Origin of the sequence: Chelatococcus asaccharovorans, from assembly GCF_003201475.1 — a bacterium.
In the GTDB taxonomy this organism is placed as follows: domain Bacteria; phylum Pseudomonadota; class Alphaproteobacteria; order Rhizobiales; family Beijerinckiaceae; genus Chelatococcus; species Chelatococcus asaccharovorans.
The window spans coordinates 1-26713 of sequence record NZ_QJJK01000024.1 but is presented as its reverse complement, the minus strand read 5'-3'; the positions used below and the strand labels follow the sequence as shown (position 1 = coordinate 26713).

Here is a 26713-nt window from a genome sequence, read left to right as displayed (position 1 = left end):
GCGGCCTGCTGTGCTTTCAAGCGCCCGGTAGAGCGTGGCACGATGCACCTTCAGGAGCCGGGCGACTTCCGCCACCGGCTTCTTGTCCTCGCTGATGAGCTGGCGGGCGTGCGCGATCTGATCGGCCGAAAGGGCAGGGGAGGGGCCGAACCGCACGCCCCGCGCCTTGGCCGCGATCCGGCCGGCGCTCGTGCGCTCCGCGATCAAGCATCGCTCGAAATCGGCGATGCCGGCGAACACGGTCAGCACCATGCGCCCGGCCGGCGTCGTCGTGTCAGCCCACGGCTCGGCCAGGGAACGCAGACCAGCGCCGGCGTCCTTGATCCGCTCCGCGATGTTGAGAAGGTCGCCGGTCGATCGGGCGAGGCGGTCCAGCCTGGTGATCGTCACCACGTCGCCGGCGCGCAGATGGTCGAGCATCCGCGCCAGCTCGGGCCGGTCGCGCTTCGCCCCGGACGCCTTTTCCTCAAAGATGCGGACGCAGCCGGCCGCACCAAGGGCGGCGCGCTGCTGGTCGAGGTCCTGGCCGCGCGTCGAGACGCGGGCATAGCCGATGAGCACTCGGCCGGCGTCGGAATCTGATCGGTCGCCCACGGCTTTCCCCTGTCGCAAATCATGTCGCAGGATTTCTACCACTTGCGACAATGACGCGCGACACGAAAAGGGCCGGAAAACCGGCCCTCGGGAAGTGTTGCAGGTTTTAGAAATTATGCGACGCGCCATGGGTGAGGTTTTCACGAGATGCTTGAAATAGACATAATGTCACCCGAGATTAGATTCGGCTGGGAGAGCTCAATTACATGACGCTCGAATTCAATCATCGCTCGGCTTGGGGGGACGTCGCTTCGCCTGACAATGCTTGCTAGCGTGGATAAACCGGAAACCGGGCGTCCATGAAACACGCCAGCGTCGAGTTCATTACAGAACATCTCAGGGGGGCAGAGCAGGACGCCGGCGTTTCTGGCCAGAAGATCAGACGAGATGCTGAAGCCATTCAGTTCAATCGCCAGCTTGAATGCCCCCTCGGGACCGGCTCTCAGGACTTGGCGGAAGACCGACGCTGCGGCGATCAACGGATAGGCCGCCAATGCCGCCACGGTCAGATGGGTATCAGGCCCAAGGGGGCGGTCAGGATGTGCTATAGCCCAGATCGGCTTTTCATAAAGCGGTGTCGCAATGAGATAGGGATTTGCGGCGCCGGGATTGTAAATGCCCATATCGAGCTGGCCGTTGAGGATGCGTTCGCCGACGACCTGAGATAGCCCGTCGAACACTTCGAAGGTGACGTTCGGGTGAACACGGCAAAACTCCGCCAGACACCGGCCAGCGAGAAGACGACCGGCCGAAGGCTGGAAACCCAACCTTATGTGTCCGGTCGGCGTCTGAGATATTGCCCCGATATCCGCACGGATCTGCTCAGACAGACTCAGCATTGAACGAGCACCACGCAATAAGGTCTCGCCGCTCTCCGTCAGAAGGACGCCGCGACCGTGCCGCACAAAAAGTTCCACGCCGAGTTCTTCTTCAAGAAGCTTTACCTGCCGGCTGACCGCCGGCTGCGCGATACGCAGGCGCAGGGAGGCCTTTCGAAAGCTTCCTTGCTCGGCCACCTCGGCGAAATACCGCAATCCGGTCAGGTTCATGCTGACATCCCTCCTCAGTGATCCAATTTTGATATCGAAAAGATAGGAATATTATAATTGTGCTATTATCACATGTGATGTGTAGTGAAGCGACCAAATTTGAGGCTCGGTGATGGTTCCCTATACAGATGAGCTTTCGTGGCCCGACCACATAGCACCGTTCGATCTCTTCGATGCGAGCATACAAATCGATCCATATGCACATTACAGGTGGCTGCGTGAGAATGCGCCGATCACGCGCTTCTCTGCGGCTGGTACCGACTACTGGATCTTCACGCGATATGACGACGTTGTTTCGATACTTCGGCAACCCAAGAAGTTTTCGTCGAGCCATCCCGCCAACGCCGTCCATGCGGCCATGAACATCATGGATGCGCCGGACCATCCTAGGCTGCGTCAGATTATTGCACCATCATTTACACCAAAGGCCGTGGCTGCCCTTGAAGAGGGCATACGCATCAAAATCAACACGGACTTCGCCTGTTTTCTCGACGAGGGCGGTGGCGACATCGCTACATTCGCAGCCAAGATGGCCGCAGAAGCAATCTGTCAGATCATCGGACTGCCAACCAATTCGGCTTTGGAATTCGTAGGCTGGGCAGACGATGCCTCGCAAATCCTGGGCCGGGATACACGTGGCGTCCCGATGACCTCAGAGGTCGCGGCGAAATTCGAAAGCGGCAGGCAAAAGCTCCTAGATGCGATGCTTTATCACGTTAATCGTGCCAGACGATCGAGCGAAGATACGATTCTCAGGAGACTTGCTGTTGCTTGGGATGAAGGGGCAATCAGTGAACTTGAGGTAAGCAACTTCGGCGCGTTGATCTTCAGTGGCGGGCATAGCACGACGCGCATCTTGATCGGCAACTGTTTCGCAATGCTCGCCTCGGACTCGGCATGGCTGGACAGGCTCGCAGCTGAGCCTGAATCGATTCCGGGGTTCATCGAGGAGATGGTGCGCTGGAAACCATCAACATCGCGCCTGCGACGCACCACTGTCGACGAGGTCACAGTCGGTGGCGTAACTCTCCCGGCCAACGCCCATGTACGGATCATACTGGCCTCGGCCAACCGTGACGAGGCAAAGTTCCCCAATGGAGAAGTGTTCGATCCATCCCGAGACACCTCCGGTCATGTTTCATTTGGCTATGGGGTTCACGCATGTGTCGGTGCTTGGCTGGCACGGTTGGAGGCTCGCACTCTTCTTGATATCGCAGTCCAGAAGCTGAAGGACGTCCGATTGGATCACACCCGCCAAGCTATACCGATCGTCGGCGGCACTGGCGATCTAGTCGGACTGAAGTCCCTTTTTGTCTCCATGACGCCGAAAGCCGGCTCCCAGAATCTCATCGCGGCGCCTCAAGGCATCTGAGTCATGGAAAAATCCTCTATGGCAAAAGAGCACATTGTTGTCGTCGGCGGAGGACATGCCGGATTCCAAGCGGTAACAACGCTTCGTGCCGCAGGCTTTGAAGGATCGATAACCCTGATCGACCAGGACAAATACTATCCCTATCAGCGCCCCCCTCTGTCGAAAGCCTTTCTGACCGACGCGTTGCCGCCGGAAAAGCTTCAATTCCGGACGCCCGATTTCTATAGTCGCAAGGAAATTTCCTTGCGACTGGGTGAGGTCGTCGTTCGCGTCGATGCTCTCGGCCACAGACTGCACTTGGGTAGCGGAGAGACGCTGAGCTACGATCAGTTACTGCTCGCAACCGGCTCGCACCCCCGGACCCTTTCTGTCAATGGGCGTTCGCTAGAAGGGGTTCTGGAATTGCGCAACCTTTCGCATGCAGTCGATCTAGCAACTCGCATGCAGGGGATGAAACGCATTACCATCGTGGGCGGTGGCTATGTCGGTCTGGAAGTAGCAGCGGCGGCGATAAAGCGGGGCTGTCATGTTATGGTGGTCGAGCGTGAGCCAAGAATATTAGCGCGGGTATCGTCCGAGCCAATCTCGCAATACATGCAGAGCATCCACGAGGCGAATGGAGTCGAGTTCCGGCTCGGCGAACAGGTTATCGCATTCGTAGGCAGTCAAAAGCTGGAAGGCGTTAGCCTTTCGAGCGGCGAGATCATTCCAGCAGATGTCGCATTGATCGGCGTAGGCGTGGTGGCATGCGACCAGTTGGCGCGGCAAGCTGGCCTCACCTGTCATAACGGCATCGTTGTCGATGAGTTCGGGCGAACATCCGCCCCAGACATTTTTGCTGCTGGCGATGTCGCACTTCATCCTGCAATGAACGGCGAGATGATGCGCCTTGAATGTATTCAAAACGCAAATGACCAATCCGAGGCCGTTGTTAACGCGATGTTAGGCGCTACCGACAAGCCATATAGGGCCATACCCTATTTCTGGTCAGATCAGTTCACCTCGAAGCTGCACTCGGCAGGTTTCCTAAACCCAGATTCGAAGGGCCTCATCCGAGGTGAACCAGCACGAGATTCCTTCTCGATCCTCCATCGGGATAAGGGTGGATCTCTTTGCGGTATCGAAACGGTAAACGCTCAACGGGACTGCCGGGCAGCGATTAGTTTGATTCGAGACTGCATGGCCGTTGATTTTGACCTTGCCAAGAACGCGCAGATTCCGCTCAGCGCGTGTGTCGCAATTCAAACCTTGTCAAAAGTCCATATCGCATAATCCGATCAATGCTCGGAACTGACTTGGGTGCTTGGCATACTGATCATAAGGTAAAGTGGAGGTCATGCTAAAGTGGTTAAAGTCAATGTCGTTGACCCAAAAGGCCGTATCCACACGATAGAAGCGAATGAGGGTGAGCCCTTAATGCACAGCATCCGCGATGCGGGCTTGCCGATGTTGGCATCGTGTGGAGGAAATTGTGCTTGCGCGACATGCCATGTGCTCGTCCCGGCGGAAATTGCGAATGTATTTACTGATCGCAGCGAGGCGGAAATCGAACTGCTGCAAGACAGCGATTATTTCCAAGAGCCTTTGTCTCGTTTGGCTTGTCAAATGATCGTTGTCGAAGCCATCGACGGAATCACGATTGAAATACCGCCTTCGTACTGAGGGAGTGCGCGGGCAACAGGCGGAGATCTTCCGGTGCCGCAGCCCAGAACCACCCGCGCACAGGCATGCACCCCCCATCCACGCCATTGAATGGATCCATCTTGAAGTATGGTGGACTTGCCCCCCGACGCTGGATCGGCTTGGCGGGCCTTCTTCATGGTTTTGACCATGGAGGAGGCCACAAAGGCGAACAGCGCCAGATGCCACGGTCATTGACAGCCGCCCTACGCTAACCTGACCCAGAACTTCGTCTTACGAAGGTCGCGTGTTTGGCGATGACGGCCTGCGCCTGCTTGAGATGCGGAATGTCGAGCATAATGCCGTCGAGGCCTACCGTTCCTGCGTCGGGTGTTGCATCGAAAGCCGCGATTACACGCATGGCATGAGCGATGTCGTCATCAGAAGGAGTAAAACAGGCGTTAATGGCGGAGACCTGCGCGGGGTGGATCGCGATCCGGCCGTCGAATCCTTCGGCGGCCCCCACTCGGCAGGAGGCGCGCAGTCCGGCATCGTCGCGGAAATCGGCGTACAGTGTGTCGATCGCCGCAACTCCGGCCGCTTTCGCCGCCAGCAGCACGCTGGCCCTTGTGATCTGGTATACCAGCGACCACTGCCCATCCGACCCGAGATTGGTCGTCGCGCCGAGTGCTGTGGAGAGATCCTCAGCTCCCCATGTCATGGCCGACAGGCGCGGCAGGCGCCGCTCGGAAAAACCCGCCAGCGTCAGGGCCGCTCGTGGTGTCTCGGTAGCGACGGGGATGATCCGCGTGGCGCCTCGCGCGATGCCGCCGGCCGCCTCGAAAGCGTCGAGATAGTGCGATAGGCGCTCGACACAGCCTGCGCCGAATATCTTGGGGAGCATAATTCCGTCCGGCATTCCGGGCATGACGGCAGCCAGATCCTCAAGCGCACCCTCATCGAGCGGATTTATCCGTACGTAGAGCTGCGCCGACCGCTGGCCCGGCGTGTGGGCCTTCAGGAAGGCAAGGACCATGATGCGGGCCTCGGCCTTGTGGGCCGGGGCTACGGAATCCTCAAGGTCGACAATGAGCGCATCAGCACCAGTCGCGTCTGCCTTGCCGAGCTTCTTCTCGCTGTCTCCGGGGATGAACAGCCAGGAACGCGCGGCGGTCATGCCCGCACCGCCTGCGGACGCTTCAATTGCAGCCCCGAACGCTTGCAGATCGCCACGAGCTTGCCTTGTTGGTTGTATGCACGATGCTGGAAGGTGACAATCCCGGCATGGGGTCGCGATCTCGATTCGCGGAGTTCGAGCACTTCCGTCTCGACCCGGATCGTATCGCCATGAAAGACCGGGTGGGGAAAACGCACCTCATCCCAGCCTAGATTGGCGACCGCAGTGCCGAGCGTCGTGTCGCCCACGGAAATTCCGACCATGAGGCCCAAGGTGAAGGCCGAGTTGACGAGACGCTGGCCGAACTCGGTCTCGGTGCGACAATATTCCTCGTCCAGATGCAGAAGCGCGGGATTGTGCGTCAGCGACGAGAACAGAACATTGTCCATCTCCGTCACCGTCCGCCGCAACGGGTGATCGAACATCTGTCCGACCATCAGTTCGTCGAAATATAGCCCCGGCATCATTTGGCTCCCTTGTTCCGTGCGGAGTCGCGATCGGCTCCCGCGCAGCCCTTGTTCTCGGGCCTCGAGCCCGGGTTGCGGGCATCAGCCCTCCGCAGGTGAACACGCAGGAAGTCGCAGGCCGCGCGTTGGGCTTCCCGCGCTTTCGTCAGGACCCCGGCCTGTGCAAAGAACCCATGCATGACGCCGAGATAGTTGCAGCGTTCGACCGGAACGCCGCTGTCAGCGAGCCGCGTGGCATAGGCGCCGGCCTCCTCCGACAACGGATCAAGCTCAGCGATGGCCACATGGGCGGGCGGCAGACCGGTGAGATCCGGCGCGAAGAACGGCGACAGCAGCGGCTGGTCTCGCACCGGTGCAGCACCACAATAGGCATCCAGATAATGTGCCATCATCGCCGAGGTGAGCTGATAACCTTCGCCATGGGTTGCGTACCGCGACATAGACATGGTCGCATCGACGCAAGGATAGACCAGCACCTGGCATCGCAAGCCCGGTCCTTCCCGCCCCCGGCGGGCGATCGTCACGGCTGCAGCCAGGTTGCCGCCCGCGCTGCTGCCGCCGATAGCCCCGCGTTCCGGGTCGAGTCCGGATTGCGTTCCTCGCGCCATCAGCCAGTCCAGCACCGCCAGACAATCGTCCAGCGCTGCCGGGTACGGGTTTTCCGGTGCGAGCCGATAGTCGAGCGAGATGACGGTCTGTCCGCAGCCATCGGCAAGCCGTCTGCACAGCAGATCGTGGGTGTCCAACCCGCCGCTGACAAAGCCGCCGCCATGTATCCACAGCATCCAGCCACCATCCGCCGCCGCGGGCCGGTAGAGACGGATCGGGACCAAGCCCGTCGGGGGAATGGAGATGTCAGTTATCGCGGCCATGCTGACCGGCTCCCCCTGGAGGAGCCGGCCGAGTTCCAGTGCCCGGCGCCGCACCTCTTCGGAGGGCATGCCAGGGGCAGGCGAATAGCGCGGCAGGATATCGTCGAGCAGAGCCCGAGATTCGCTGTCGAGCAGAGTCATTGCGGTTCCATTCCCACACTTTCGAAGATCGTCGCGAACCTTTCGCGCTCGGCCGCTATATGCTCGGCCAGAGCCTCCGGCGGCAGGAAGTTGGCATTTGCGCCGACGGCCAACAGCTTGCTACGGAACTCTCCGGCGTTTACGGCCTGCTCAAGCGCGCTGGCCAGCCTGGCGATCACAGCATCTGATGTATCAGCCGGGGCAAAGAGGCCTATCCAGCCCACCAGCTTCAGTTCGGGCACCAGCGTCTGCGAAAGCGGGACCAGATCGGGCGCCAGCGGCGAAACCTCGCCCAGCGTGACGCTCGACAACGCTCGCAGCGAACCGGCGGTCACGTATGGCATGGATGCGGCGATGTCCGGAAACATCACGTCCACCTGCCCGCCTACAAGATCCGTCAACGCCTCGGCATTGCTCTTATAGGGCACGCGGAGCATGTCCAGACCGAGGCGGCTGGCGAAAAGCGACCCCGCCACCAAGCCAGTAACGTTACCCGTGGCATAGGTGACCTTGCCGGGATTCTCGCGCGCATAGGCCACCAGTTCCTCAGCCGTCTGGGCGGGGAATCCGGCATTCACCGCTAACAGCATCTCGAATGTGGCGATCATGCCGATGGGACGAAAATCTTCCTTCGGATCGTAGCCGAGGTTCTTGATCAAGAGCGGGTTGGCACTCTGTGTCGAGTTGGTCCCCATCAGCAACATATAGCCGTCGGCTGGTGCCTGAGCGACGAGGCTCGCGGCCAGCGCGCCGCTGCCGCCAGGGCGGTTATCGACGACAATGGGCTGGCCCAGCAACGGCTCGAGCACGGTCGACAGGACCCGGGTGCCGGTGTCTGTGCCGCTGCCCGGCGAGAAGGGCACGACGATCGTAACCGGCCGCTCAGGGAACTCGGCCAGCGCGGGGGCTGCGGTGGCACCGACGAGCGCGGCGCCTAAAAGCGCGCCTAACAGGCTCGAGCAGCGCGACGTTTGAATGAAATTGAACATCGTTCTTTCCTCCGGTTGCAGTTGGTGCCGGCCACCTTCTGGCGAACCGGCGGTTGGGACCGCCCGCTTATGGCGGGTCTGTGGTCATTCTTTCAGAGCCGCGTCGCGGCGGGCACGCAGTGCGGGGATGCTGATGCTAATCATCGCCAGCGCGGCCAGAACGAGCAGCGTCGCGCTGATGGGACGCTCGAGGAACACCATCGGGTCACCGCGCGACAGCAGCATGGCGCGACGGAAGTATTCTTCCATCATCGGGCCAAGGATCATGCCCAGCAGGAAGGGCGCGGGCTCGCAGTCAAGACGACGCAGCAGGTAGCCTAGCGCCCCGAACACGACCATTACCCATATGCTGAAGCTCGAGAACTGGAGCGAGAACACGCCCACAGAGCAGAACACGAGGATCGCTGGAAAAAGGAACTTGTAAGGCATCCTCAGCAACCGCACCCACAGGCCGATCATGGGCAGGTTCAGCAACACCAGCATCAAGTTGCCGATCCACATCGAGGCGACGAGGCCCCAGAACAAAGCTGGCTGGCTGCTGATGATCTGCGGCCCCGGCTGAATACCCTGAATGATGAGAGCGCCAGCCATCAGCGCGGCGATGACATTCGACGGTAGGCCCAGCGTCAGCAACGGGATGAGCGAGGTCTGCGCCCCGGCGTTGTTCGCGGCCTCAGGTGCGGCCACTCCCTCAATGGCGCCCCTGCCGAAGCGCGAGGGTTCTTTCGATATCTTCTTCTCCACCGCATAAGCGGTGAAGGACGATAGCAACGCCCCGCCGCCAGGCAGAATGCCGAGGACCGAGCCGATCACTGTCCCACGCACCACCGGGCCGGAGATCTGTTTCATCTCCTGCCGGTTGGGCAGAGTAATGCGCACCGGCTCCTTCTGGCGCGACCGCGCCTCCTCTCCATCTGTGAGGTTGAGCATGATCTCACCCAGACCGAACAGGCCCATGGCGACCGCGACGATGGATATGCCGTCGAGAAGATCGGGCAGACCGAAGGTCATCCGGCTCGAACCGCTGGTCACATCGACCCCCACAAGGCCGACGATAAGGCCGAAGGTCACCATGCCCAACGCCTTGACCAGCGATCCTTGCGCCAAAGCCACCGAGGCGGTCAGTCCCAGCACCATGAGCGCAAAGTAATCCGCCGCACCGAAGCTGAGCGCCACCGCAGCCATCAGCGGACCCGCCAGGGCGATAACCAGCGCAGCTACCGTTCCAGCAAAGAACGAAGCAAGGGCCGCCGTTGCAAGCGCGAGGCCCGCGCGCCCCTGCCGCGCCATCTGATAACCGTCGAGTGCGGTCACCACCGACGAGGATTCGCCGGGCAGGTTGACGAGGATCGCGGTGGTCGAGCCGCCGTATTGCGCGCCATAATAGATTCCCGCCAGCATGATGAGCGAAGTTGTCGGATCGAGGGTGAAGGTCATCGGCAACAGGATTGCGATGGTCGCCGCGGGGCCGAGCCCGGGCAACACACCGATCAGGGTGCCAAGGAAAACGCCGATAAAGCAGTAGAGCAGGTTGATCGGCGTGACGACGTGGGCAAAGCCGATCTGCAGATTGTCGAAAAGGTCCAGTATCATCGGCTCACATCCCCAACAGCGGGCCGACAACCGGGATCGGCAGCCCCAGCAGCGCCACGAAGGTCAGGCAGCAGCCTACGGCAAGCACTATCGCAGTCAGGAGAGCCGAGCGCAGACCATAGCCCTGCATGCCCAGCACGCCGGTGAGGACGGTCGCCATGACCGCGACCGCGAGCCCGGCCGGTCGAACGAGCAGCCCAAACAGGACGCAGCTTGCCAGAACCGCCACGATGGACCGCAGGGCGCGCCAGGACATAGGGTCGACCGGCTCGATAGATCCGAAAAAGCTCCGCACGATCAACACGCCGCCCAAAAACGTTAGCAGCCAGGACAGCAGGATAGGAAAGTAGCCCGGCCCCATGTTGCGCGCTGTGCCGTAGCTCAGTTCTCGGCACAGAAGCCAGGTGCCCGTTGCGATTAAGAGAAAGACCAGCCCGGTCAGGCTGTCCTTCGGTCTTCGTAGCATCATGTTCTCCTCCCCAGGCGGAACTTCGCTGATCGATTCAGTAGGACTTTGGAAGGTCGAGCACCCGTTCCGCGATGAAGGATAGGATTAGCTGTTCGGTCACCGGCGCGATCCGTGGCAGAAGGGATTCGCGGAACAGTCGCTCCACCTGATACTCCTGCGCATAGCCCATGCCGCCATGGGTCAAGACCGCCTTGGTACATGCGTCGAACGCGGCCCTGCCAGCAAGAAACTTCGCGGCGTTGGCCTCAGCCCCGGCCGCACGGCCGTTGTCGTAAAGCCACGCCGCGCGCAAACACATCCAGTAGGCAGATTCGAGAAATGCCCAGGCTTCGGCCAGCGGATGCTGAATCCCCTGGTTCTGCCCAATGGGACGGCCGAAGACCACGCGCTCGCGCGCATACCGGGCGGCGCGGCCGAGTGCATCGCGACCCACACCGATGGCCTCGATGCCGACGAGTATGCGTTCGGGGTTCAGGCTATCGAGCAGATAGTGGAAGCCCCGGCCTTCCTCCCCGACCCGGTCTGCCTCGGGCACGAACAGGCCATCTATGAAGACCGCGTTGGAATCCACTGCGTTGCGGCCCATCTTGTGGATGCGGCGCACCTCAATCTTGTTGCGGTCCAGCGGGGTATAGAACAGCGTCATCCCGTCAGTCGGTCGCCGGCAGTCCGCCTTGGGCGTGGTGCGCGTCAACAACATGATGCGGTCAGCTACCTGCCCGGTCGAGGTCCACATCTTCCGACCCCGCACCATGTAGCCGCCTTGCACGCGGTCGGCGACGGTCCTGATCGATGTGGTGTCCAGACCGGCATCGGGCTCGGTTACGCCGAAGCAGGCTTTCTCCTCGCCCTTCACGAGGGGTTCAAGCCACCGCTTCTTCTGCTCGTCGGTCGCGTGAACCACGATCGCATGCGGACCGAACAGATTGATGTGAATTGCCGACGCCGCGGAATAGCCGCCGTTTGACGAGGTCGCCGCATGCATCATAATCGCTGCCTCGGTAACGCCAAGCGCGGAACCGCCCACTTCCTCCGGCATGGTGATACCGAGCCAGCCACCGTCTGCCATGGCCCGGTAATATTCTTCCGGGAACCGGAGATGGGTTTCGCAGTCGGTCCAGTACTGGTCATCAAACTGTGCGCATATCTCGCGCACGCCGGTATCGATTGCGCGCTGTTCCGGGGTCAGGTCAATATGCATCCGAGGGTCTCAACCTATGTAGACAAGCAGTTTGCCGGCATTGTCGCCGGCGTAGAGTCTGGCGATGGCGCCGGGTGCTGCTTCGATTCCGGTGGCGAGATCGGTATCATAGAGCACCTTGCCCTCCTGCCAGAGACGAGCCATGTCGCTCGCCGCCTGCGCATAGCGACCGATGTGGTCGAAGATGACGAAACCAGACCAGACCAGGCGTCGCGTTAGTATCTCCCGCTCGTTGCGGGGTCCGGTGGGAGCCGGTGTCCACGAGGCGATCGAGGCGGTGCCGCATTGCACGATACGCCCCGCGACCGCCATCTGCCGCAGGACAGCATCGAGGATGGGGCCACCGGTGTTGTCGTAATAGATATCGACCCCGTCCTCTGCGGCTACGGCGAGGGCGCTCCCGATATCGTCGTCGTGGTAGTCGATGGCCGCGTCATAGCCGAACCGCTCCAGGCACCGCGCGGCCTTGGCCGGACCGCCGGCGACGGCAACCGTGCGGCAGCCGAGATGTCGGCCGATCTGTCCGACGAAACTTCCGACCGATCCCGCCCCCGTTGAAACGACCAGCGTGTCCCCCGGTTCGGGGCGTCCCAGACGGGTCAGTGCCAGATAGGCGGTGATCCCGTTGATGCCCAACAGCGAGCCGAAGGCGTCCAGCGGTAGGTTATCATCCGCGCGATGCAGGACCGCCTGCGGACCGACCGCCGCGTAATCCTGCCAACCGAAGAAGCCATAGACGAAATCGCCCTCGCTGAACCCGCCCACGCGCGATTGCACCACCACGCCGACCGCAAGCCCGCGCATGGGCGCGCCCAGCGCAACCGGTGCGGAATAGTTCGCCTCGGCGGAACACCAGCCGCGCTGTGCGGGATCGACGGAAAGATAGATGTTGCGCACGAGGATCTGCTCCTCGCCCGGCGCGGGTATCTGGGCTTCGACAATAGTGAAGTGTCCGGGTCGCGGAATGCCGTCGGGCCGCGCCGTCAGCAGAACCTGACGGTTGATCGTGGGCAGGACGTAGTCGGGAATGGCGTAGGGCATCGCTAGAATCCGACGTTGGCCCGACCCTTGGTGCCGAGCATCTGCCGGGCCTCGTCGGGCGTCGCGATGGCCAGACCCAGCTCGGTGAGGATGCGCCGGCTCTTTTCCACCAAGGCGGCGTTCGACGGCGCAAGCTCGCCCTTCGTCAAGAACAGGTTGTCCTCCAATCCCACGCGAACATGGCTGCCGAGGATCGCCCCCAATGTCGTGAAGGGAATCTGGTGCCGCCCCGCGGCCAAAATCGAAAGGTAGTAGTCCGCGCCGAACAGCCGGTCGGCAGTCGCTTTCATGGACATCAGATTCTCGGGTTCGGCGCCGATCCCGCCGAGAATCCCGAAGATCGCCTGTACGAAGAATGGCGGCTTCACCAGCTCGCGGTCGGCGAAATGGGCCAGATTATAGAGATGACCGGTATCGTAGCATTCGAACTCGAACCGGGTGCCATGGGCGCCCAATTCGGTCATCGCGCGTTCGATCTGGGCAAAGGTGTTGGACAGGATAAAATCCTTGGTCATCTCCAGATAGGGCAGCTCCCAGTCATGTTGGAAATTGCCCCTCCGCGCCGCGCCCGAGATGTTGAAGTTGAACGACCCCATGTTCATCGATGCAATCTCGGGGCGGAAATGGTTGGCGGCGGCAAGACGCTGATCCATCGACATGCCGAGGCCCGCGCCAGTAGTGATGTTGATGATCGCGTCGCAACCATCACGAATCACAGGCAAGAATCTCGCGTATTCATCTATCGCTTGTGTCGGCCGCCCGGTGCCCTGCTCGCGTGCGTGCAAGTGCAGGATGGCGGCCCCGGCCTGCGCCGCGCCGATCGCCTGCACTGCGATGTCTTCGGCGGCGACGGGCAGATAGGGCGACATCGACGGCGTGTGGATCGATCCGGTGATTGCGCAACTGATGATGACCTTGTCGGATCGTTTCATGACATCTCTCTTGCAGGATAGAGGCGCGAGACCGCCGCGTGGAACGCCTCGGACAACGACGCCTGGTGTTCCGGCGCCGCGATGGCGATGAGGCGCTCGGCGCGGGTTTCCACATCAGCGCCGCGCAGATCGGCTGCACCGTGTTCGGTAACCACCACGTCGACGTCGTGACGAGGCAGCGAACAGGGACCCTCGATCATCGTCACGATGCGTGACTCGCCTTTCGGCGTGATCGACGGCAAACCGATGATGCTTATCCCCATCGGGTCCAGCGACGCCGCACGGGCGAAATCCGCCGCACCACCCACGCCGCTGACCGCCCGCCCGCCGGCAGTTTCCAGATTGGCCTGACCGAAAAGATCGACGCTCAGCGCGCCGTTGACCGCAACAAGGCCGCCGAGCCTTGCGAGCGCGCCCGGTGCGTGGGTTTCGCTGACAGGACGGACTGCGATGCGGGGTCGGTCGCGCAGCCAGCCGTAATGCGCCGCGCTGCCTACGTGGACGCAGGAGACGGGGACGAAATCCTCATCAAGCGCATTGGCCTCCATCAGATCGCGCATCCCGTCCGAGAGCATACCGGAGTGAAGCCGTAAGCCCCGGTGTCGGCGCAACGCTCCGGCGAGCGCGTCAGGGATTTTGCCAAGCCCGTATTGCAGCGCCGCGCCATCGGGCACGAAGCCTGCGATGATCCGCGCGATCTCCACCGAGACGGGATCCGATCCCTCCGGCTCGTAAGCACGCAATCCGGCATCGATTTCCACGACGAGATCGGCGCCTGCCAGATCGACCGAGACCGCTCCGGGCAACGCGGGAAGCTGCGGGTTGACCACTGCGATGAAGCGCCGCGCCCGTGAAAGCGCAATGGGCGTGAACTCGACCGACGGTCCCAGCGATGCATGGCCGCGCGCATCCGGCGCCGCGACATGAAGAATGCAGGTATCGAACTCCATATGCGTCAGCGCACGCAAGAACCCACCATAGGACAGGGGCAGGTGTCGGAATACCCCCGGGGCGTAACGACGGAGCGCGAAGGGGTTGCTGAGAGGGCCCGTGGGGTTGGGCGTTGCGTTGATGCCCGGCACCAGCGTTGTCGTCACCTGGAAAGCGGGGGCATCAGGGGCGCACAGGCCGGCCCACAGGGCAGGAATTTCTGCCGCCGACCCCGGCACGAACAGCCGTTCACCGGGCGAGAGACGCGCGATGAGCGCCACGACAGCGTCAGACTCCATTGCGCCCGCGGGTGACGCGTCGCCTTTCGACTCGCCACCACCACCGGAGAGCGCCACAGAAACGCGATCTGGAACCTGACGATCCGCAGCTTGCCCTGTGTAGTGAATTCCGGCCATGCGGCTCCACCACCTCCCCTTCAGCATATCTATCAAATGATCGATATTTGATTTGATCTACATTGTCGAGTTATTTAACAGTGGCCGCGACGGATTTCCCAACGCGGGGCGTGATCGAAGTGACCGAAAGAAGCGTACCGAAAATCGAGGACCGGAAGATCCCCGCGAGCATGTCACGCGACCACGCTCCAACAGGGCATGCCGGCCGCGCCGCAACGGAAGGCGAACTGCGTCAGTGGGCGGCAGCGGCGGTCGGAGGCGAGATCACCCTCTGGCAGCCCATCTCGGGGGGTAACCGCTGCCGCTCCTGGGCGGTAGACGTGAACGGCCTGGATGGTTCATCGAGAACCCTCTATCTACGCTATCAGCCACCGCGTCCGCCCTCGGCTGAACCCTACACGGTCTGGCGCGAGGCGAGCTTCTATCGTGCCCTGGCCGGGCAGCCCGTCAGAGCGCCTGCTCTGATTGCCATCCACCCCGAAGTGCAGGCCATCCTGACTGAGCGGGCGCCGGGGCGCAGCGAACTGCGCCATTTGAAGGACGACACGCTGAAGGCCGAAATTTCGCGCGATTTCGTGCAGTCGATAGCCAACCTGCATCGCATTCCGCTGGAAAGCACCGGCATCGCCCCCCCCGGGCAGGGCCGAATAGCGGACTGCATACGGCAGGAACTGGCCATCTGGCAGGCAATGTATGAGGAAACCGGTATACGCGATCCGCTGATCGATTTTGTCATGTGCTGGCTGGCCATGAACGTCCCCGATCCCTCCGATCCTCCGGTACTTGTGCATGGTGATGCGGGGCCGGGCAACTTCCTTTATCTCGACGGCAGGATGACCGCGCTGGTCGACTGGGAACTGGCGCATGTCGGCGATCCGATGGAGGATCTCGCCTGGTTCTGCATGCGCTGCGTCATGGAGCCGGTGCCGGATTTCCCGAAACGGCTGGCCGAATATGAAGCGGCGGCGGGGCGATCGATAGACCGGGCCCGGCTACTTTATCACCGCATCTTCGTTTCGGCGCGGATCGTCATCCTTCGCCACCGCAACGTTACCGGCGAAGCGGGAAATTCGATCGTCTCGCGCGCGCTGAACCGCCGGCTGGTGCTGGTCGCGCTTGCCAGCGCGACCAGGCACCGGATCGAGATGGGCCCAACGCTCGTCGCGCCCGAGACCGATCTGACGCCGTTGTTCGACGGGGTTCTGGACGATCTTCGTCTCGGAATCGCCGGGAAGAGTAGTGAGCCCGGCGTAATCGCGACTGCTAAGAACATATCCAAGGTTCTGAAGTTCCTGCGCGAAAAGGACCGCTATGCCGACGTTGCCGCCCGGGCCCGGGCGGCCGATCTCGCCGAGCTGCGCGCGGTGGCCAACGCACCGGAAACAGGAGAGGACGGCTTCCCGCGTCCACGTGACCTCGAAGACCTGCCGTTCGACGTGTTGTTGCGCTTCTTCGCCCGCGACGCGGCGCGCGAGGCGCAGCTCGCCGCGCCTTCGTCCGGCAGCATCGCGTGGCGCGGCTTTCCACCCCTTGCAGAAGCAGAAAGAGACATCGAATGACCGACGAATCCCGGATCCCGCCTGTCATCACCGAGCGCGACGACCGTTTCCACTTCGACGAGATGAGCGACCGCTGGTGGATTACCGAAACGGCCTGGTTCTCGTTCTGCAAACCCGAGATCGGGCTGGGTGGCTGGATCTACACGATGGCGCGCCCCAATATCGGCACCGTGGCAGGAGGCGCATGGCTCTGGGATGCCTCGGCCCATCTGCCCTGGGAAGTGCTGTATTCGCGCAACCTCACCGCCTTGCGCTTGCCGCAAGAGCAGGATCTCGACGACATCGCCCTCCCGACCGGCGCACGTATACGTACGATCGAGCCGCTGACCAGCTATGAACTGAACTACGAGGAAGAAGGCATGGTGTCGATGGACCTGCGTTTCGATGCGGTCATGCCTCCGCGGCCGCTGGCCAAGGCCGGATCATCGTTCCAGAAACTCAGCCATTTCGACCAGTTCGGCCGCGTCCACGGCAGGATCCAGTTGCATGAGCGCGAGATCGACATCGACTGCCTCGCGATGCGCGACCGCAGTTGGGGGCCGCGCCCCGAACACCGGCCGGGCCGCAGCGCCTATGTCACCGGGATCGCCTCACCGAACGACGCCTTTCTGGCGGTGACGAAATGGAACGATCCCGACTATGCCATCGCCTACGGCTTCCAGATCCGCGACGGCGAGGCCGCCGACCTTCTCACCGGGCGCCGCTGGGTCGAGCGCGACTCTGAACAGCACTGGGTCAACCGCATCGTCATCGAGGCCAAGGACGCGCTGGGGCGCGATCTGCTTGCTGAGGGGCGGAGGCTTTCCGGGATCGTTATCAACCGGCATTCCTTCATCGATTCGAATGGATTGATCGAATGGACGATCAACGGCAATACTGGCCACGGCGAGGATCAGGACATGTGGCCGGTTCACGACTGGGCCGCGGCCAGGCGACACGCAAGGGGAGAGAAGTGATGGATCCGCGTGAACAGCCGCTCGCCGGGGTGACTGTTGTCGATCTCACCCAGATATACAACGGACCCTATGCAACTTTCCTGATGGCGGCCGCCGGCGCGCGCGTGATCAAGATCGAACCGCCGGGAGGTGAGCCGCTGCGCCGGCGCGGCGTGGTCGGAGGCGCGGCCCTGCCCTTCGCTATGCTGAACTCCTGCAAGGAGGCGATCGTCCTCGACCTCAAGACCGATGACGGTAAGGAAGCCTTGCGCGGTCTGCTTGTCGGGGCGGATGTGCTGGTCGAGAATTTCGCGCCAGGCACGATGGAGCGATTAGGTCTCGGGAGCGCGGCGCTGCAGGCGGCCCATCCGCGGCTGATATACGCCTCGTCCTCCGGATTCGGGCATGACGGCCCGTATCGCGCTTATCCGGCGATGGATCTCACCATCCAGGCCATGTCGGGAATCATGTATACTACGGGTTTTCCCGACCGTCCGCCGGTGAAAGCCGGCCCTGCCCTGTGCGACTTCTTCGCAGGCGTGCACCTTTACGGAGCGATAGTCACGGCGCTTTTCCAACGCGAGCGGACGGGGATCGCCCGGCGGCTCGATGTCGCGATGCAGGATGCGGTCTATCCATCGATGAGTTCCAGCCTCGGCCTTCAATGGGGGCAGCAGATTGCCGGCGCCCCAGCCGAGGCACCGCCACCCCGCACCGGAAACCGCCATAGTGGGATGGCCGAGGCTCCCTACAACGTCTACCCCGCGAGCGATGGCCATGTCGCCGTGATCTGCGTGGGCGATGTCCACTGGCGCGCCCTCACCGCCGTGATGGGACGCCCTGAGTTGGCATCCGATCCGCGTTTCGTCTCGCTCGCCACCCGGGTAGCCAATATCGACGCGCTCGACGCCGAGATCGCAGCATGGACAGCCACCCAGACGAAACAAGAGCTGTTCGCCGCACTGATGGCCGTCCGGGTGCCCTGCGCCCCAGTGCGCACGCTGGTCGAGGTGATGGACGACCCGAATATGCACGCACGGGGCGCGCTGATCCGACAGGATCATCCCGAGTTGGGGCAGATCGTAGTACAACAATCGCCACTGCGCTTTGACGGGGTGCCACCAGTGGAACTGACCCCCAGTCGCCCGCTGGGGGCGGATACGCAGAGGATACTGGCCGAGCTCCACAATGGTCGGGGCCCGGAGAACGATATGTATCCGGAGCATGATCATTGCAAGCAACGCACCCGCAATGTGGCGCGAACATCAGAGGCAGACGGAGTGCGGCAATAGAAATGGATGAGAAGACACGCAGCCGGATCTCACCGATCAGCGTTCCGAAGCCGGCGGATGTTCTGGCCTCGACGCTGCGGAGGATGATCGTGGATGGCGCCTTCTCGCCGGGGGATTTTCTGCCGAACGAACGTACCCTCGTCAGCCAGAGCGGGCTGAGCCGGGCATCGGTGCGTGATGCGCTGCGAATGCTGGAAACCGAGGGGCTGATCACCACCAAGGTGGGTCGCTCTGGCGGATCCATCGTCACGCGGCCGGAGCGCGACGCCGTCGCCCGGTCGGTCGAGCTGTTTGTGCGCACGCACGGAGTGCGGCTCGATTCCCTACTGGAATGCCGGGTCGCGATCGAACCAACGCTTGCCCGCCTTGCCGCGCGCAACCGCACGCAGACGCAACTGGAGGAGATGACGGCGCTGCACGAGACCTTCGTAGAATCGGTGACAGACGTACGCCTCTACAAGGCGATCAACCTCGATTGGCACCTCGCTGTTGCACGCGCGAGCGGAAACGAGCCGCTGACCGCGCTGATGGAAGCCATCGCCATGCCGGTGCGTGACGCGATGGACTATCAGCATGTCACCACGCCGGAGTTACGTCTGGTAGCTGTCAAAGCCCATAGCGCTATTCTGGAGGCGATCCGGACGCAAAACGGCGAACAAGCTGAACGGCGCATGGCGCGCCATGTGATCGGCTATCGCGAAATTGCGACCGGCGAGATGAAGAACACGCTTTGACTACATGCCGGCTGAACGAGATCGCGGCTGTCGCCCTGCCCAAGACAATTGGCGTTACATGATGTGGATAGCGCGCAGGAGAAATGGTCGAGAAAGCAACAGGCGCGATCCGTTTCCGCAAGTCAAGGCCAAGGAATCTTATCGGTTTCGTCGCAATCGCCGCTCTCAAACTATGAATACATCTTGCCCGCGAACACTAGTCTAACGAGCTGACGCGGACACGATTATTGTGCATCGCTGATCCGCGCCGGCCGTGCGCGCGGCCTCAGCGCATTGGCCAATCGCCTCGGCGTTGTCACGCGCGAGCTGCGAGGCATTGACCACGCCCCGCCAGCCGCCGGGGTCCGCCGTCTGCATCATGGTGACGCCGGCGCTCCAACGATTCTGACCTATGACGATCGCCGCAACATGGGTGTCTGCCGCAAACGGCAGGATGCGCGGCAAGAGCAGCACCAGGAGCGCGCCGGCGAGCAGGCCGATGCCGCCCGCGATCCACATGCGCAAATCCTGCGAGCGCCGATCGTAGGCGCTCTTGGTATAGGCAGCCAGATTGAGCGCCTCGCGCTCGAGGTCACGGCCTTTCCCCTCGAGCTGCTGCGCGGCGGTCTTCACCAGGCTCTCGCCGCTGCGCTCGAGCGCGCGGGCATAGTGCTCCGGCCCATTGCGCAGGATGGGCGATTGCTCGACCGCCTCTAACCGCTCATCGACGACGGCGAGGAACTGGATGATCTTGCCAAGATCGGGACCATAATCGGGCTGCTTCAGAACCTTCTCGGACTGCTCCAACGCCAGCTCAACGCCCTTGCGGATGATTGTCATTTCCGCGCCGAGCTGGCCACCCTGCTTCTCGACCGTGCGCCGCAACGCCTCGAACGCGGCGGCCGGGTCGCCGGTGTCCTCGGCCGACACTTCCGGCTCGAATCCTTCCCTGTCGTCGTCCGTCATGGCGTCTCCTACCGTTCAAGCCCGATGCTGCGGCCGCGCGTGAGGCTCTGTTGCAGTTCGCGCGAAATCCCCTCGTTCTGGCGCATGTGCTGGCCGATCCCGAGTTCCTGCCGGCGATTGCGCAGCACGGATTCAATCTGCGGGTCGCGTTCAAGGCTCTTGGCAAGGCCCTGCATCTGGCCTTCCACCTTGCCGCGCGCCTCGTCGTGCTGCCAGCCGCGAAGCTGGTGGCGCTGCTCCTGCAACGCCTGCCAGCGTTCAACGAAGCGGTCGGCCCTGACGTTCGGGTCGGCCTGCATGGCGCGCTCGTGGTCCAGCCGCTCGATGACCTGGCCGACCCGATCCCGGCCGGAAAGCTCGGTCATGCTGCGCTGCATGTCCGGGTCGTATTGCAGCGCCGACCGCATCAGCTCGCGCGCGCCAGGCCGCGCCTGGTCGAGCTGCTGACCGGCCTGCCGCAATTCCTCGCGCTGCCCGTCGAGGACAGGAAGCCCCTCGCGCTGATGCCGGTGTGTCGATTCATAAGCGCGAGCGTAGCGGTCAACGGCCTGCTCAAGCGGCGACTGCGGCCGCAACCGCTCCGCAAGCCGGTCCTGCGCCGGCGCCTGCCGCAAGCTCCCTTCCCTTGCCGGCCCTTCTCCCGGCTCCTGGGAAGCCCCACGGCCGGCATTGAGTCGCAACCTGTCGAACATACCGCGCCGCTGCTTCTCGGCCGCTTGCGGGCGCTCCTGGGCCAGCTCGTCGCGATCCGGCGCGGCCGGCCGCTCGGCCGACGCGCCCCGCGACAATTTCAGGCCCTCGAACCGGCTGCGGCGCTGCTGCCGATCGTCGCCCCGATCCTGGGCAATATCCTCGCGCGGATCTGCACGAAGATCCTGCGCGAGATCCGCACCGACTTTTTGCGAGGATCTCCGATCAAGCGCATCCCCACTACGTGGGTCCTCGGCCGTCGACTCCCGCTCCGCACGTAGCCCGGCGTGCTCGACCGGAATCTCGATCTCGCTGCGGACGCCCATGCGCTCCGCGACCCCGCGCCGCTCGGCAAAGTCGCGCGTATAGTCGAGCGTGGTTTCCTTCACGCCCGACCGCGACAGCCGATTTTCAAGCTGGCTATAGGCCAGCTCGCCGGCGTCCCGCACCTTCCACGCATGGCGCTCGACCATCTGGCCGTCTGGAAGCCGAACCGGCTCCGATCCGCGATGCTCAAGGCCGATCCTGTCCCCGATCTCGGGCGCGCGCTCCGCGCCCTTCATGGCCCGCTCAAGATCGACGCCCCAAATGGTATGACGCTGGCCCTTGTCGTTTTCCAGCGTCACGAAATAGCTGTCGCTCTTACCCGGCTGATGCTCATAGGGCGCGGCCCCATGCTCGACCAGGCGGCCGGCCTGCCGGTCGCTGAACTCGTCCTGCGCCGCGTAGAGCTGCGCCCCGTCGCGATGCCGGGTCATGGCGACATAGGTTAGATGCCGGTCCATCGTCCCCGACGCCAGCACATAGGCGCGATCGACCGTCGCGCCCTGGTTCTTGTGAATCGTCGTCGCATAGCCGTGGTCGATCGCCTGATAGTCGCCCATCGGCACGGAAACGCTGTCGCCACGATCCAGCGTGGCGACGATCCGGCCAGGCTCGACATGATCGACCGTCGCCAGCATCCCGTTTTTCACGCCAAGGTCGCGACTGTTTTCGAGGAACACGATGCGGTCGCCCGTCGCAAAGTCGCGCTTGCCGTCATTGGTCTGGAAGGTCAGCGCCCGGCCAAACCCTTCCCGCTCGTGGCCCTCCTGCGCCTGGTCGACGTCCTGGGCGACGTCGCCGGCCTCCCTGACGCGCGCCAGCTCGCCCCGGTCCTGTAGCTCGGCCCGGATCGCCTCGTTGATGGCGCGAACATCGGCACGGCGATGCGCCATCGCAACGCGGGTGCCGTCCGGCCGCTCGTCGCGATCGGCAAGGTAGTCGCGCACGATCTGGCCCCGCGCGTCCTCGCCGGTTTCGGCAAAGCTGATATTGCCATGCTCCTGATAGGCGGCCAGGCCCTCGGCCGTCCGGTGCGTGGCGAAGGCAACGGACGCCTCCCGCTGCCAGTCCACGCGCTGCCGACGTATCTCGGAAAGCTCGGCGTGGCCGATTTCCTCCGTGATCGCCCGGAACGGTGCGCCGGCCCCGATCGCCTGTAGCTGCTCATGGTCGCCTACAAGGACGATCTTCGCCCCGCGCGCCTCGGCCTCGGTGACGAAGCGGGCGAGCTGGCGGCTCCCGATCATGCCGGCCTCGTCGATCACGAACACGTCGCCGCGGCCGAGCGTGCCGCGGTCGGCCTGCCAGCCATATTCCCATGACGCCAGCGTGCGGCTCTGAATGCCGGAAGATTCCTCCAAACCCTCGGCCGCCTTCCCCGATAAGGCCGCGCCGTGAACCTGATAGCCCTCGGCCTCCCATGCCTCGCGCGCGGCCGCGAGCATCGTGCTCTTGCCCGCGCCGGCGAAACCGACAACGGCCGCGATCCGCTCCCGGCCAGTGACGTGCTCGATCGCCGCCCGCTGCTCGTCCGACAGCCGGGAAGAAGCATCGCCCGGAGTGGACGTTCCACCGGCGCTGCGCTGAATGGCGGCGTCCTGGGCTTCTATGGCGCGCTCGACATGCCGGCGATCGACGCCATGACCATGCGCATGGTGCATCCGCTGCGCGCTCTCGATCATGCCGGATTCGATCTCGACCATTTCCCGCGTCGAATACCGCGCAAGCTCGATCTCGCCCGTTGCCGGGTCCGCGCGCTCGGCCTGCAACTCGACCAGCGCCGGCGAAGCCATCACGGTTGCAAAGGCGTTGTGGAACTCCTGCGGGTCATCGTTGATGTAGCGATGCAGCGCCCGCGCAACATCGTGCCGGTCGAACACGCTCTTTTCGCCGGTGATGAGGGAAAGAACCTGCTCGGGCTTCTCGCGGATCAGCTCGGCATTGCGCCGGGCCGCATCCTCGTCCAGCCGTGCCCGCGACACGTCGAGGCCGCGCCGCTCCATCTGCGTGGCATGGACGCCCATATGCTCGGTCGGCGCGATCTCAAGCCCCCGCTCAAGGTGCGAGCGATGGTCGATCCGAATATCCAGCCCGGCGCGCGCCAGATGCTCGTTCGCGTGGCTCTCCCACGATTGGCGAATGTCGCGGAGCTGCATTTGCGTCGTCGGCAGGTCATGGGAAAGCAGCCATTTGTTTTCCCGCTCGATATAGGTCTTGTCGCCAAGCCCCTCCCCCGTAACCTGCCGCGTCGTCATCAAAAGGTGCGCGTGGTGGTTCCGAACGTCGCTCGCATCATGCGGCTGGTGAATCGCGAAATCCACGGCTGCCCCGTAGCGGTTCGCCAAGTCCTGGGCAAAGTCCCGCGTCAGCTCAAGCCGCTGCTCGGCTGACAGCTCGTGCGGCAAGGCAACCTCGAACTCGCGGGCGACACGCGCGTCTTTCCGGTTCTCGGCCGCCTCTGCTGCGTTCCACAAGGCCGAACGGCCCCGCGCCCATTCGGCGTCCGAACCCTCAGGCAAGACGATTTCCGCGTGCTCGACACCCTCCTTGCGGGTGAAGTCATGCGTGATGCCGTCGCGTTCGTTCGTCAGGCGCTCGCCCGCACGATAGGCGGCTGAGGCGACGGCGCTGCGGCCGCTCGCCCGCGAAACCGGCTTCATGCTTGCATGATAGATTGCCAACGCGCGCTCTGCCTTCCCTGATCTCCGATCAGCGCCGTGAGTTGCGTAGCAACTCGTAAGTGCGCCCTTCGTAATTCGATCGCTGCGCTTTCTCATGCCTCCGGTGTGGCGCTGCGGCAAGCTCTCTGCGATCCGATTGAGGCCGCAATTGTGACTCCGATAGTCCGAGATTTCAAGGCTCGAACCGATCACGCTCCCCTGCCCTGTCGAAACCTGCTAGGCTCGGCCGCAACCGGGAAGAGGGAGGCGATACGATGGCGCGCAAGACGATCGAACAAAGACTGGCCGAGCTGGACGCGCAGCGCGCCACCCTCAAGGCCCGACTCGGCAAGCAGGAACGCGCCAACGATACCCGCCGCAAGGTGCTGCTCGGTGCGCTCGTCCTCCATCGCCTCGAACATGGCCGCGATGAAATCTCGCGCGCCCTGCCCGACTGGCTGCGCCGCGAGCTGCCCGGCTTCCTCACCCGCGACGGCGACAAGGAACTGTTTGACGATCTGCTTGCAGCCCCGGCCGCCGGCGGGGACGGGAGGCCGGCCTCATGACCGATTTCCGGCTGGCATGGGCCGCCTTCAAGAACATGCTGCGCGCCGCCGGCAACGATCCTCTCTGGGCCTTCGTTGCGATCGTCACCGGCCCTTTCCGTGCTGCCGGCTATGTCGTCAGGATGGGGGCGCTGTTCTTCCTCGTCCTGTTCATCGTCGGCGGCGGCCTCATGGCTCTCATGCAATGGGCCGGCATCCAGCGCGGCGATGCGCTCTGGTATGTCGGCAATCTCGGCTTCACCGCCTTCCTCGCCCTGTTCGTGTTCCGGCTCGTCTCGCTGCCCATGATCCGGCATTTCGGGGACATGGACGCCGACACCCACGGCTCGGCCCGCTTCGCCACCGACAAGGAAGCCGCTCCCCTCACCCGCTCGCAAGCCGGCCTGCTGATCGGCCGCGACAGCAAGACCGGAAAGCTCCTGCGCTATGACGGGCCGGCCCATCTGCTGACGATGGCACCGACCAGGACCGGCAAAGGCGTCGGAACCATCATCCCGAATCTGCTCACCGCAAACCGCTCCGTGATCTGCATCGACCCCAAGGGGGAGAATGCCAGGATCGCCGGCCGCGCCCGCCGGAAGTTCGGGCCGGTCCACGTCCTCGACCCCTTCGGCATTACCGGGCAAACCCCGTCCGCCTTCAATCCCCTCTATGCGCTCGACCCTGACGGCCTCGACGTGGCCGAGGATGCTTCCACCCTGGCCGACGCCCTGGTCTACGACGAACCCGGCACGGCCGGCGAGACGCATTGGAACGAGGAAGCCAAGGCGCTGATCGCCGGCATCATCCTCCATGTCGCCGCCAGCGAGCCGCGCGATCGGCGCACACTCGCCACCCTCCGCGACAATCTCACACTCGCCCCTGACGCCTTCACGGCGCTGCTCAAGGCCATGCAGGCGTCCACGGCCGCCGGCGGCCTGGTCGCTCGCGCCGCAAACCGCCACCTCGGCAAGTCCGACCGCGAGGCGGCCGGCGTGCTGTCGGCCGCGCAGCGCCATACCCATTTCCTCGACTCGCCGCGCATGACCGCCGTGCTTGGTCGGTCGGACTTCGCGTTCCGTGATTTGAAGGCGCGCACCGGAACGGTGTTCCTCGTCCTGCCGCCCGATCGGCTCTCGACCTATTCGCGCTGGCTGCGCCTGCTCGTCACCCAAAGTCTCACCGATATGGCAAGGGCCGCCAGCTCGTCCCCTGCTCCGGTGCTGTATCTGCTGGATGAGTTCGCCGCCCTCGGCCACCTTGCCCCTGTAGAGCGCGCTATGGGCCTCATGGCCGGCTATGGCGTCCAGCTCTGGCCTATCCTGCAGGACGTTCACCAGCTCCGCGCTACCTACGGCGCGCGCGCCGGCACTTTCCTGTCGAACGCCGGCGTCCTGCAGGTGTTCGGCGTCAACGATCACGACAGCGCCCGCCTCGTGTCCGATCTGCTCGGCCAGGAAACCGCCGTGTTCAAGACAATGGGCCAGGCGCTCGATTCCGAGAAGTCCGGCATATCCTACGGCGAGCACCATTCCGGCCGCCCGTTGCTCACCCCTGATGAGGTTCGCAACCTGCCGCAAAACGTCGAACTACTGTTCCTGGCAGGGCAACGCCCGATCCTCGCCGGAAAGCTCGCCTATTACGCCGATCCCGAGTTCCGGGGGCTGTTCGACCAGGCATGAAAAGCGAAACCAGGGATATATCGGAAACCCTCGTCTGGACCTGCGGCATGATCCTGCAAAGCAGTCCTGAAGATCGACAGCGTATCGCGCTCGCCTATCGGGAGGCGCAGGAGTTGGTCGCCAGTATGCCGCTGGACAATGGCGATGCTCGACCCCGCATTGTGGCCTGCTTTAAACGCTCCGACACTTACAGAGCGGCGGACGATATTGCCTGCGTCGGCTGGACACTGACGGCTATTCAGGAGCGCGTTAACGAACAGAACCTGCCCGGATGGCGAAAGCTCCGCAAGGTCCTGAACGAGGCCGTCGAACTCCTGCTCATGGCCGAACCCACGGTGCATTAAAGCCATTGGAGAGAGATGACGATGTTTGACGATAGATGGCAGCCGGGAGAACTCTCCCTCGTCATTCTTCTGTTTCTCGCGGCGGTCGTGGTCGCGGCCTACGCCCTGTGGTCTTCTATGTGAGACGGCGAACGGAACAA

At 63.2% G+C, this 26713-nt stretch carries 24 protein-coding genes; 10 read left to right on the top strand and 14 right to left on the bottom strand.

The features are described 5' to 3' along the window. Positions 1-561 (bottom strand): recombinase family protein (locus tag C7450_RS32425; RefSeq protein ID WP_110378554.1); only part of this gene is annotated, 561 nt, incomplete at its 3' end. A gap of 173 nt (positions 562-734) precedes the next feature. Beyond that, positions 735-1643, bottom strand: a complete 909-nt coding sequence (locus tag C7450_RS32420; RefSeq protein ID WP_110378550.1) for a LysR family transcriptional regulator — start codon at positions 1641-1643, stop codon at positions 735-737. A 112-nt stretch (positions 1644-1755) separates the two neighbouring features. Here C7450_RS32420 and C7450_RS32415 point away from each other — a divergent pair, with 112 nt between their 5' ends. From C7450_RS32415 to C7450_RS32405, 3 genes are all read left to right on the top strand, one after another. After that, positions 1756-3015 (top strand): cytochrome P450, encoded by a 1260-nt coding sequence (locus C7450_RS32415; RefSeq protein ID WP_110378549.1) that lies wholly within the window; start codon positions 1756-1758, stop codon positions 3013-3015. Positions 3016-3033: 18 nt separating this feature from the next. Next, entirely contained in the window at positions 3034-4287 is a 1254-nt protein-coding gene (locus C7450_RS32410; protein WP_170147560.1) for an NAD(P)/FAD-dependent oxidoreductase, read from the top strand. Positions 4288-4359: 72 nt separating this feature from the next. Next, on the top strand, positions 4360-4677 hold the full coding sequence (locus C7450_RS32405; protein WP_110378547.1) for a 2Fe-2S iron-sulfur cluster-binding protein: 318 nt from the start codon (positions 4360-4362) through the stop codon (positions 4675-4677). Positions 4678-4906: 229 nt separating this feature from the next. Here C7450_RS32405 and C7450_RS32400 read toward each other — a convergent pair whose 3' ends face one another. The 10 genes from C7450_RS32400 to C7450_RS32355 form a co-directional block, all read right to left on the bottom strand. Further along, the gene (locus tag C7450_RS32400) at positions 4907-5812 is read right to left on the bottom strand and encodes an HpcH/HpaI aldolase/citrate lyase family protein (protein WP_110378546.1); all 906 of its coding nucleotides are present in this window, start codon (positions 5810-5812) and stop codon (positions 4907-4909) included. Next, complete coding sequence (locus C7450_RS32395) at positions 5809-6276, bottom strand: MaoC family dehydratase (protein WP_110378553.1); 468 nt, start codon at positions 6274-6276, stop codon at positions 5809-5811. The genes C7450_RS32400 and C7450_RS32395 overlap by 4 nt, the downstream gene beginning before the upstream one ends. Next, positions 6276-7292 carry an alpha/beta hydrolase gene (locus tag C7450_RS32390; RefSeq protein WP_110378545.1) on the bottom strand — a complete coding sequence of 339 codons (1017 nt, stop codon included), beginning with the start codon at positions 7290-7292 and terminating at the stop codon, positions 6276-6278. Before C7450_RS32390 ends, C7450_RS32395 begins: the two co-directional genes overlap by 1 nt. Next, the gene (locus C7450_RS32385) at positions 7289-8281 is read right to left on the bottom strand and encodes a Bug family tripartite tricarboxylate transporter substrate binding protein (protein WP_110378544.1); all 993 of its coding nucleotides are present in this window, start codon (positions 8279-8281) and stop codon (positions 7289-7291) included. Before C7450_RS32385 ends, C7450_RS32390 begins: the two co-directional genes overlap by 4 nt. 84 nt (positions 8282-8365) lie before the next feature. Continuing rightward, positions 8366-9868 carry a tripartite tricarboxylate transporter permease gene (locus tag C7450_RS32380; protein WP_110378552.1) on the bottom strand — a complete coding sequence of 501 codons (1503 nt, stop codon included), beginning with the start codon at positions 9866-9868 and terminating at the stop codon, positions 8366-8368. Between the two features lie 10 nt (positions 9869-9878). Beyond that, positions 9879-10343 (bottom strand): tripartite tricarboxylate transporter TctB family protein, encoded by a 465-nt coding sequence (locus C7450_RS32375; RefSeq protein ID WP_110378543.1) that lies wholly within the window; start codon positions 10341-10343, stop codon positions 9879-9881. Between the two features lie 34 nt (positions 10344-10377). Next, a complete protein-coding gene (locus tag C7450_RS32370; protein ID WP_110378542.1) occupies positions 10378-11544 on the bottom strand; it encodes an acyl-CoA dehydrogenase family protein in 1167 nt (388 codons plus the stop codon). Positions 11545-11553: 9 nt separating this feature from the next. Beyond that, positions 11554-12585, bottom strand: a complete 1032-nt coding sequence (locus tag C7450_RS32365) for an NADP-dependent oxidoreductase (RefSeq protein WP_210206605.1) — start codon at positions 12583-12585, stop codon at positions 11554-11556. Between the two features lie 2 nt (positions 12586-12587). Next, positions 12588-13517 carry a 3,5-dioxohexanoate:acetyl-CoA acetone transferase gene (gene kce, locus C7450_RS32360; protein ID WP_110378541.1) on the bottom strand — a complete coding sequence of 310 codons (930 nt, stop codon included), beginning with the start codon at positions 13515-13517 and terminating at the stop codon, positions 12588-12590. Then, positions 13514-14746, bottom strand: a complete 1233-nt coding sequence (locus C7450_RS32355) for an acetyl-CoA hydrolase/transferase family protein (RefSeq protein ID WP_170147559.1) — start codon at positions 14744-14746, stop codon at positions 13514-13516. The genes kce and C7450_RS32355 overlap by 4 nt, the downstream gene beginning before the upstream one ends. 197 nt (positions 14747-14943) lie before the next feature. Here C7450_RS32355 and C7450_RS32350 point away from each other — a divergent pair, with 197 nt between their 5' ends. From C7450_RS32350 to C7450_RS32335, 4 genes are read left to right on the top strand one after another with little or no spacing between them, the layout of a single operon-like run. After that, positions 14944-16422, top strand: a complete 1479-nt coding sequence (locus tag C7450_RS32350) for a phosphotransferase family protein (protein ID WP_110378539.1) — start codon at positions 14944-14946, stop codon at positions 16420-16422. Next, complete coding sequence (locus C7450_RS32345) at positions 16374-17378, top strand: DUF7065 domain-containing protein (RefSeq protein WP_146227620.1); 1005 nt, start codon at positions 16374-16376, stop codon at positions 17376-17378. The genes C7450_RS32350 and C7450_RS32345 overlap by 49 nt, the downstream gene beginning before the upstream one ends. Next, positions 17378-18649: a CaiB/BaiF CoA transferase family protein gene (locus tag C7450_RS32340; RefSeq protein ID WP_110378537.1), complete on the top strand. Its 1272-nt coding sequence runs from the start codon at positions 17378-17380 to the stop codon at positions 18647-18649. The genes C7450_RS32345 and C7450_RS32340 overlap by 1 nt, the downstream gene beginning before the upstream one ends. 2 nt (positions 18650-18651) lie before the next feature. Beyond that, entirely contained in the window at positions 18652-19383 is a 732-nt protein-coding gene (locus C7450_RS32335; protein ID WP_110378536.1) for a FadR/GntR family transcriptional regulator, read from the top strand. A gap of 201 nt (positions 19384-19584) precedes the next feature. On the opposite strand, the gene C7450_RS32330 is transcribed toward C7450_RS32335, so the two are convergent. Next, positions 19585-20328, bottom strand: a complete 744-nt coding sequence (locus C7450_RS32330; RefSeq protein WP_110378535.1) for a DUF6118 family protein — start codon at positions 20326-20328, stop codon at positions 19585-19587. Between the two features lie 8 nt (positions 20329-20336). After that, the gene (gene traA, locus C7450_RS32325) at positions 20337-24023 is read right to left on the bottom strand and encodes a Ti-type conjugative transfer relaxase TraA (RefSeq protein WP_110378534.1); all 3687 of its coding nucleotides are present in this window, start codon (positions 24021-24023) and stop codon (positions 20337-20339) included. Positions 24024-24277: 254 nt separating this feature from the next. Between traA and C7450_RS32320 the strand changes: the two genes are divergently transcribed. Genes C7450_RS32320 through C7450_RS32310 form a run of 3 tightly spaced genes read left to right on the top strand, consistent with a single transcriptional unit; the run spans position 24278 to position 26573 of the window. Next, a complete protein-coding gene (locus C7450_RS32320; protein ID WP_110378533.1) occupies positions 24278-24568 on the top strand; it encodes a mobilization protein in 291 nt (96 codons plus the stop codon). Next, complete coding sequence (locus C7450_RS32315; protein ID WP_110378532.1) at positions 24565-26229, top strand: type IV secretory system conjugative DNA transfer family protein; 1665 nt, start codon at positions 24565-24567, stop codon at positions 26227-26229. The genes C7450_RS32320 and C7450_RS32315 overlap by 4 nt, the downstream gene beginning before the upstream one ends. Beyond that, on the top strand, positions 26226-26573 hold the full coding sequence (locus tag C7450_RS32310; protein WP_110378531.1) for a hypothetical protein: 348 nt from the start codon (positions 26226-26228) through the stop codon (positions 26571-26573). The genes C7450_RS32315 and C7450_RS32310 overlap by 4 nt, the downstream gene beginning before the upstream one ends. Positions 26574-26713: the final 140 nt, after the last annotated feature.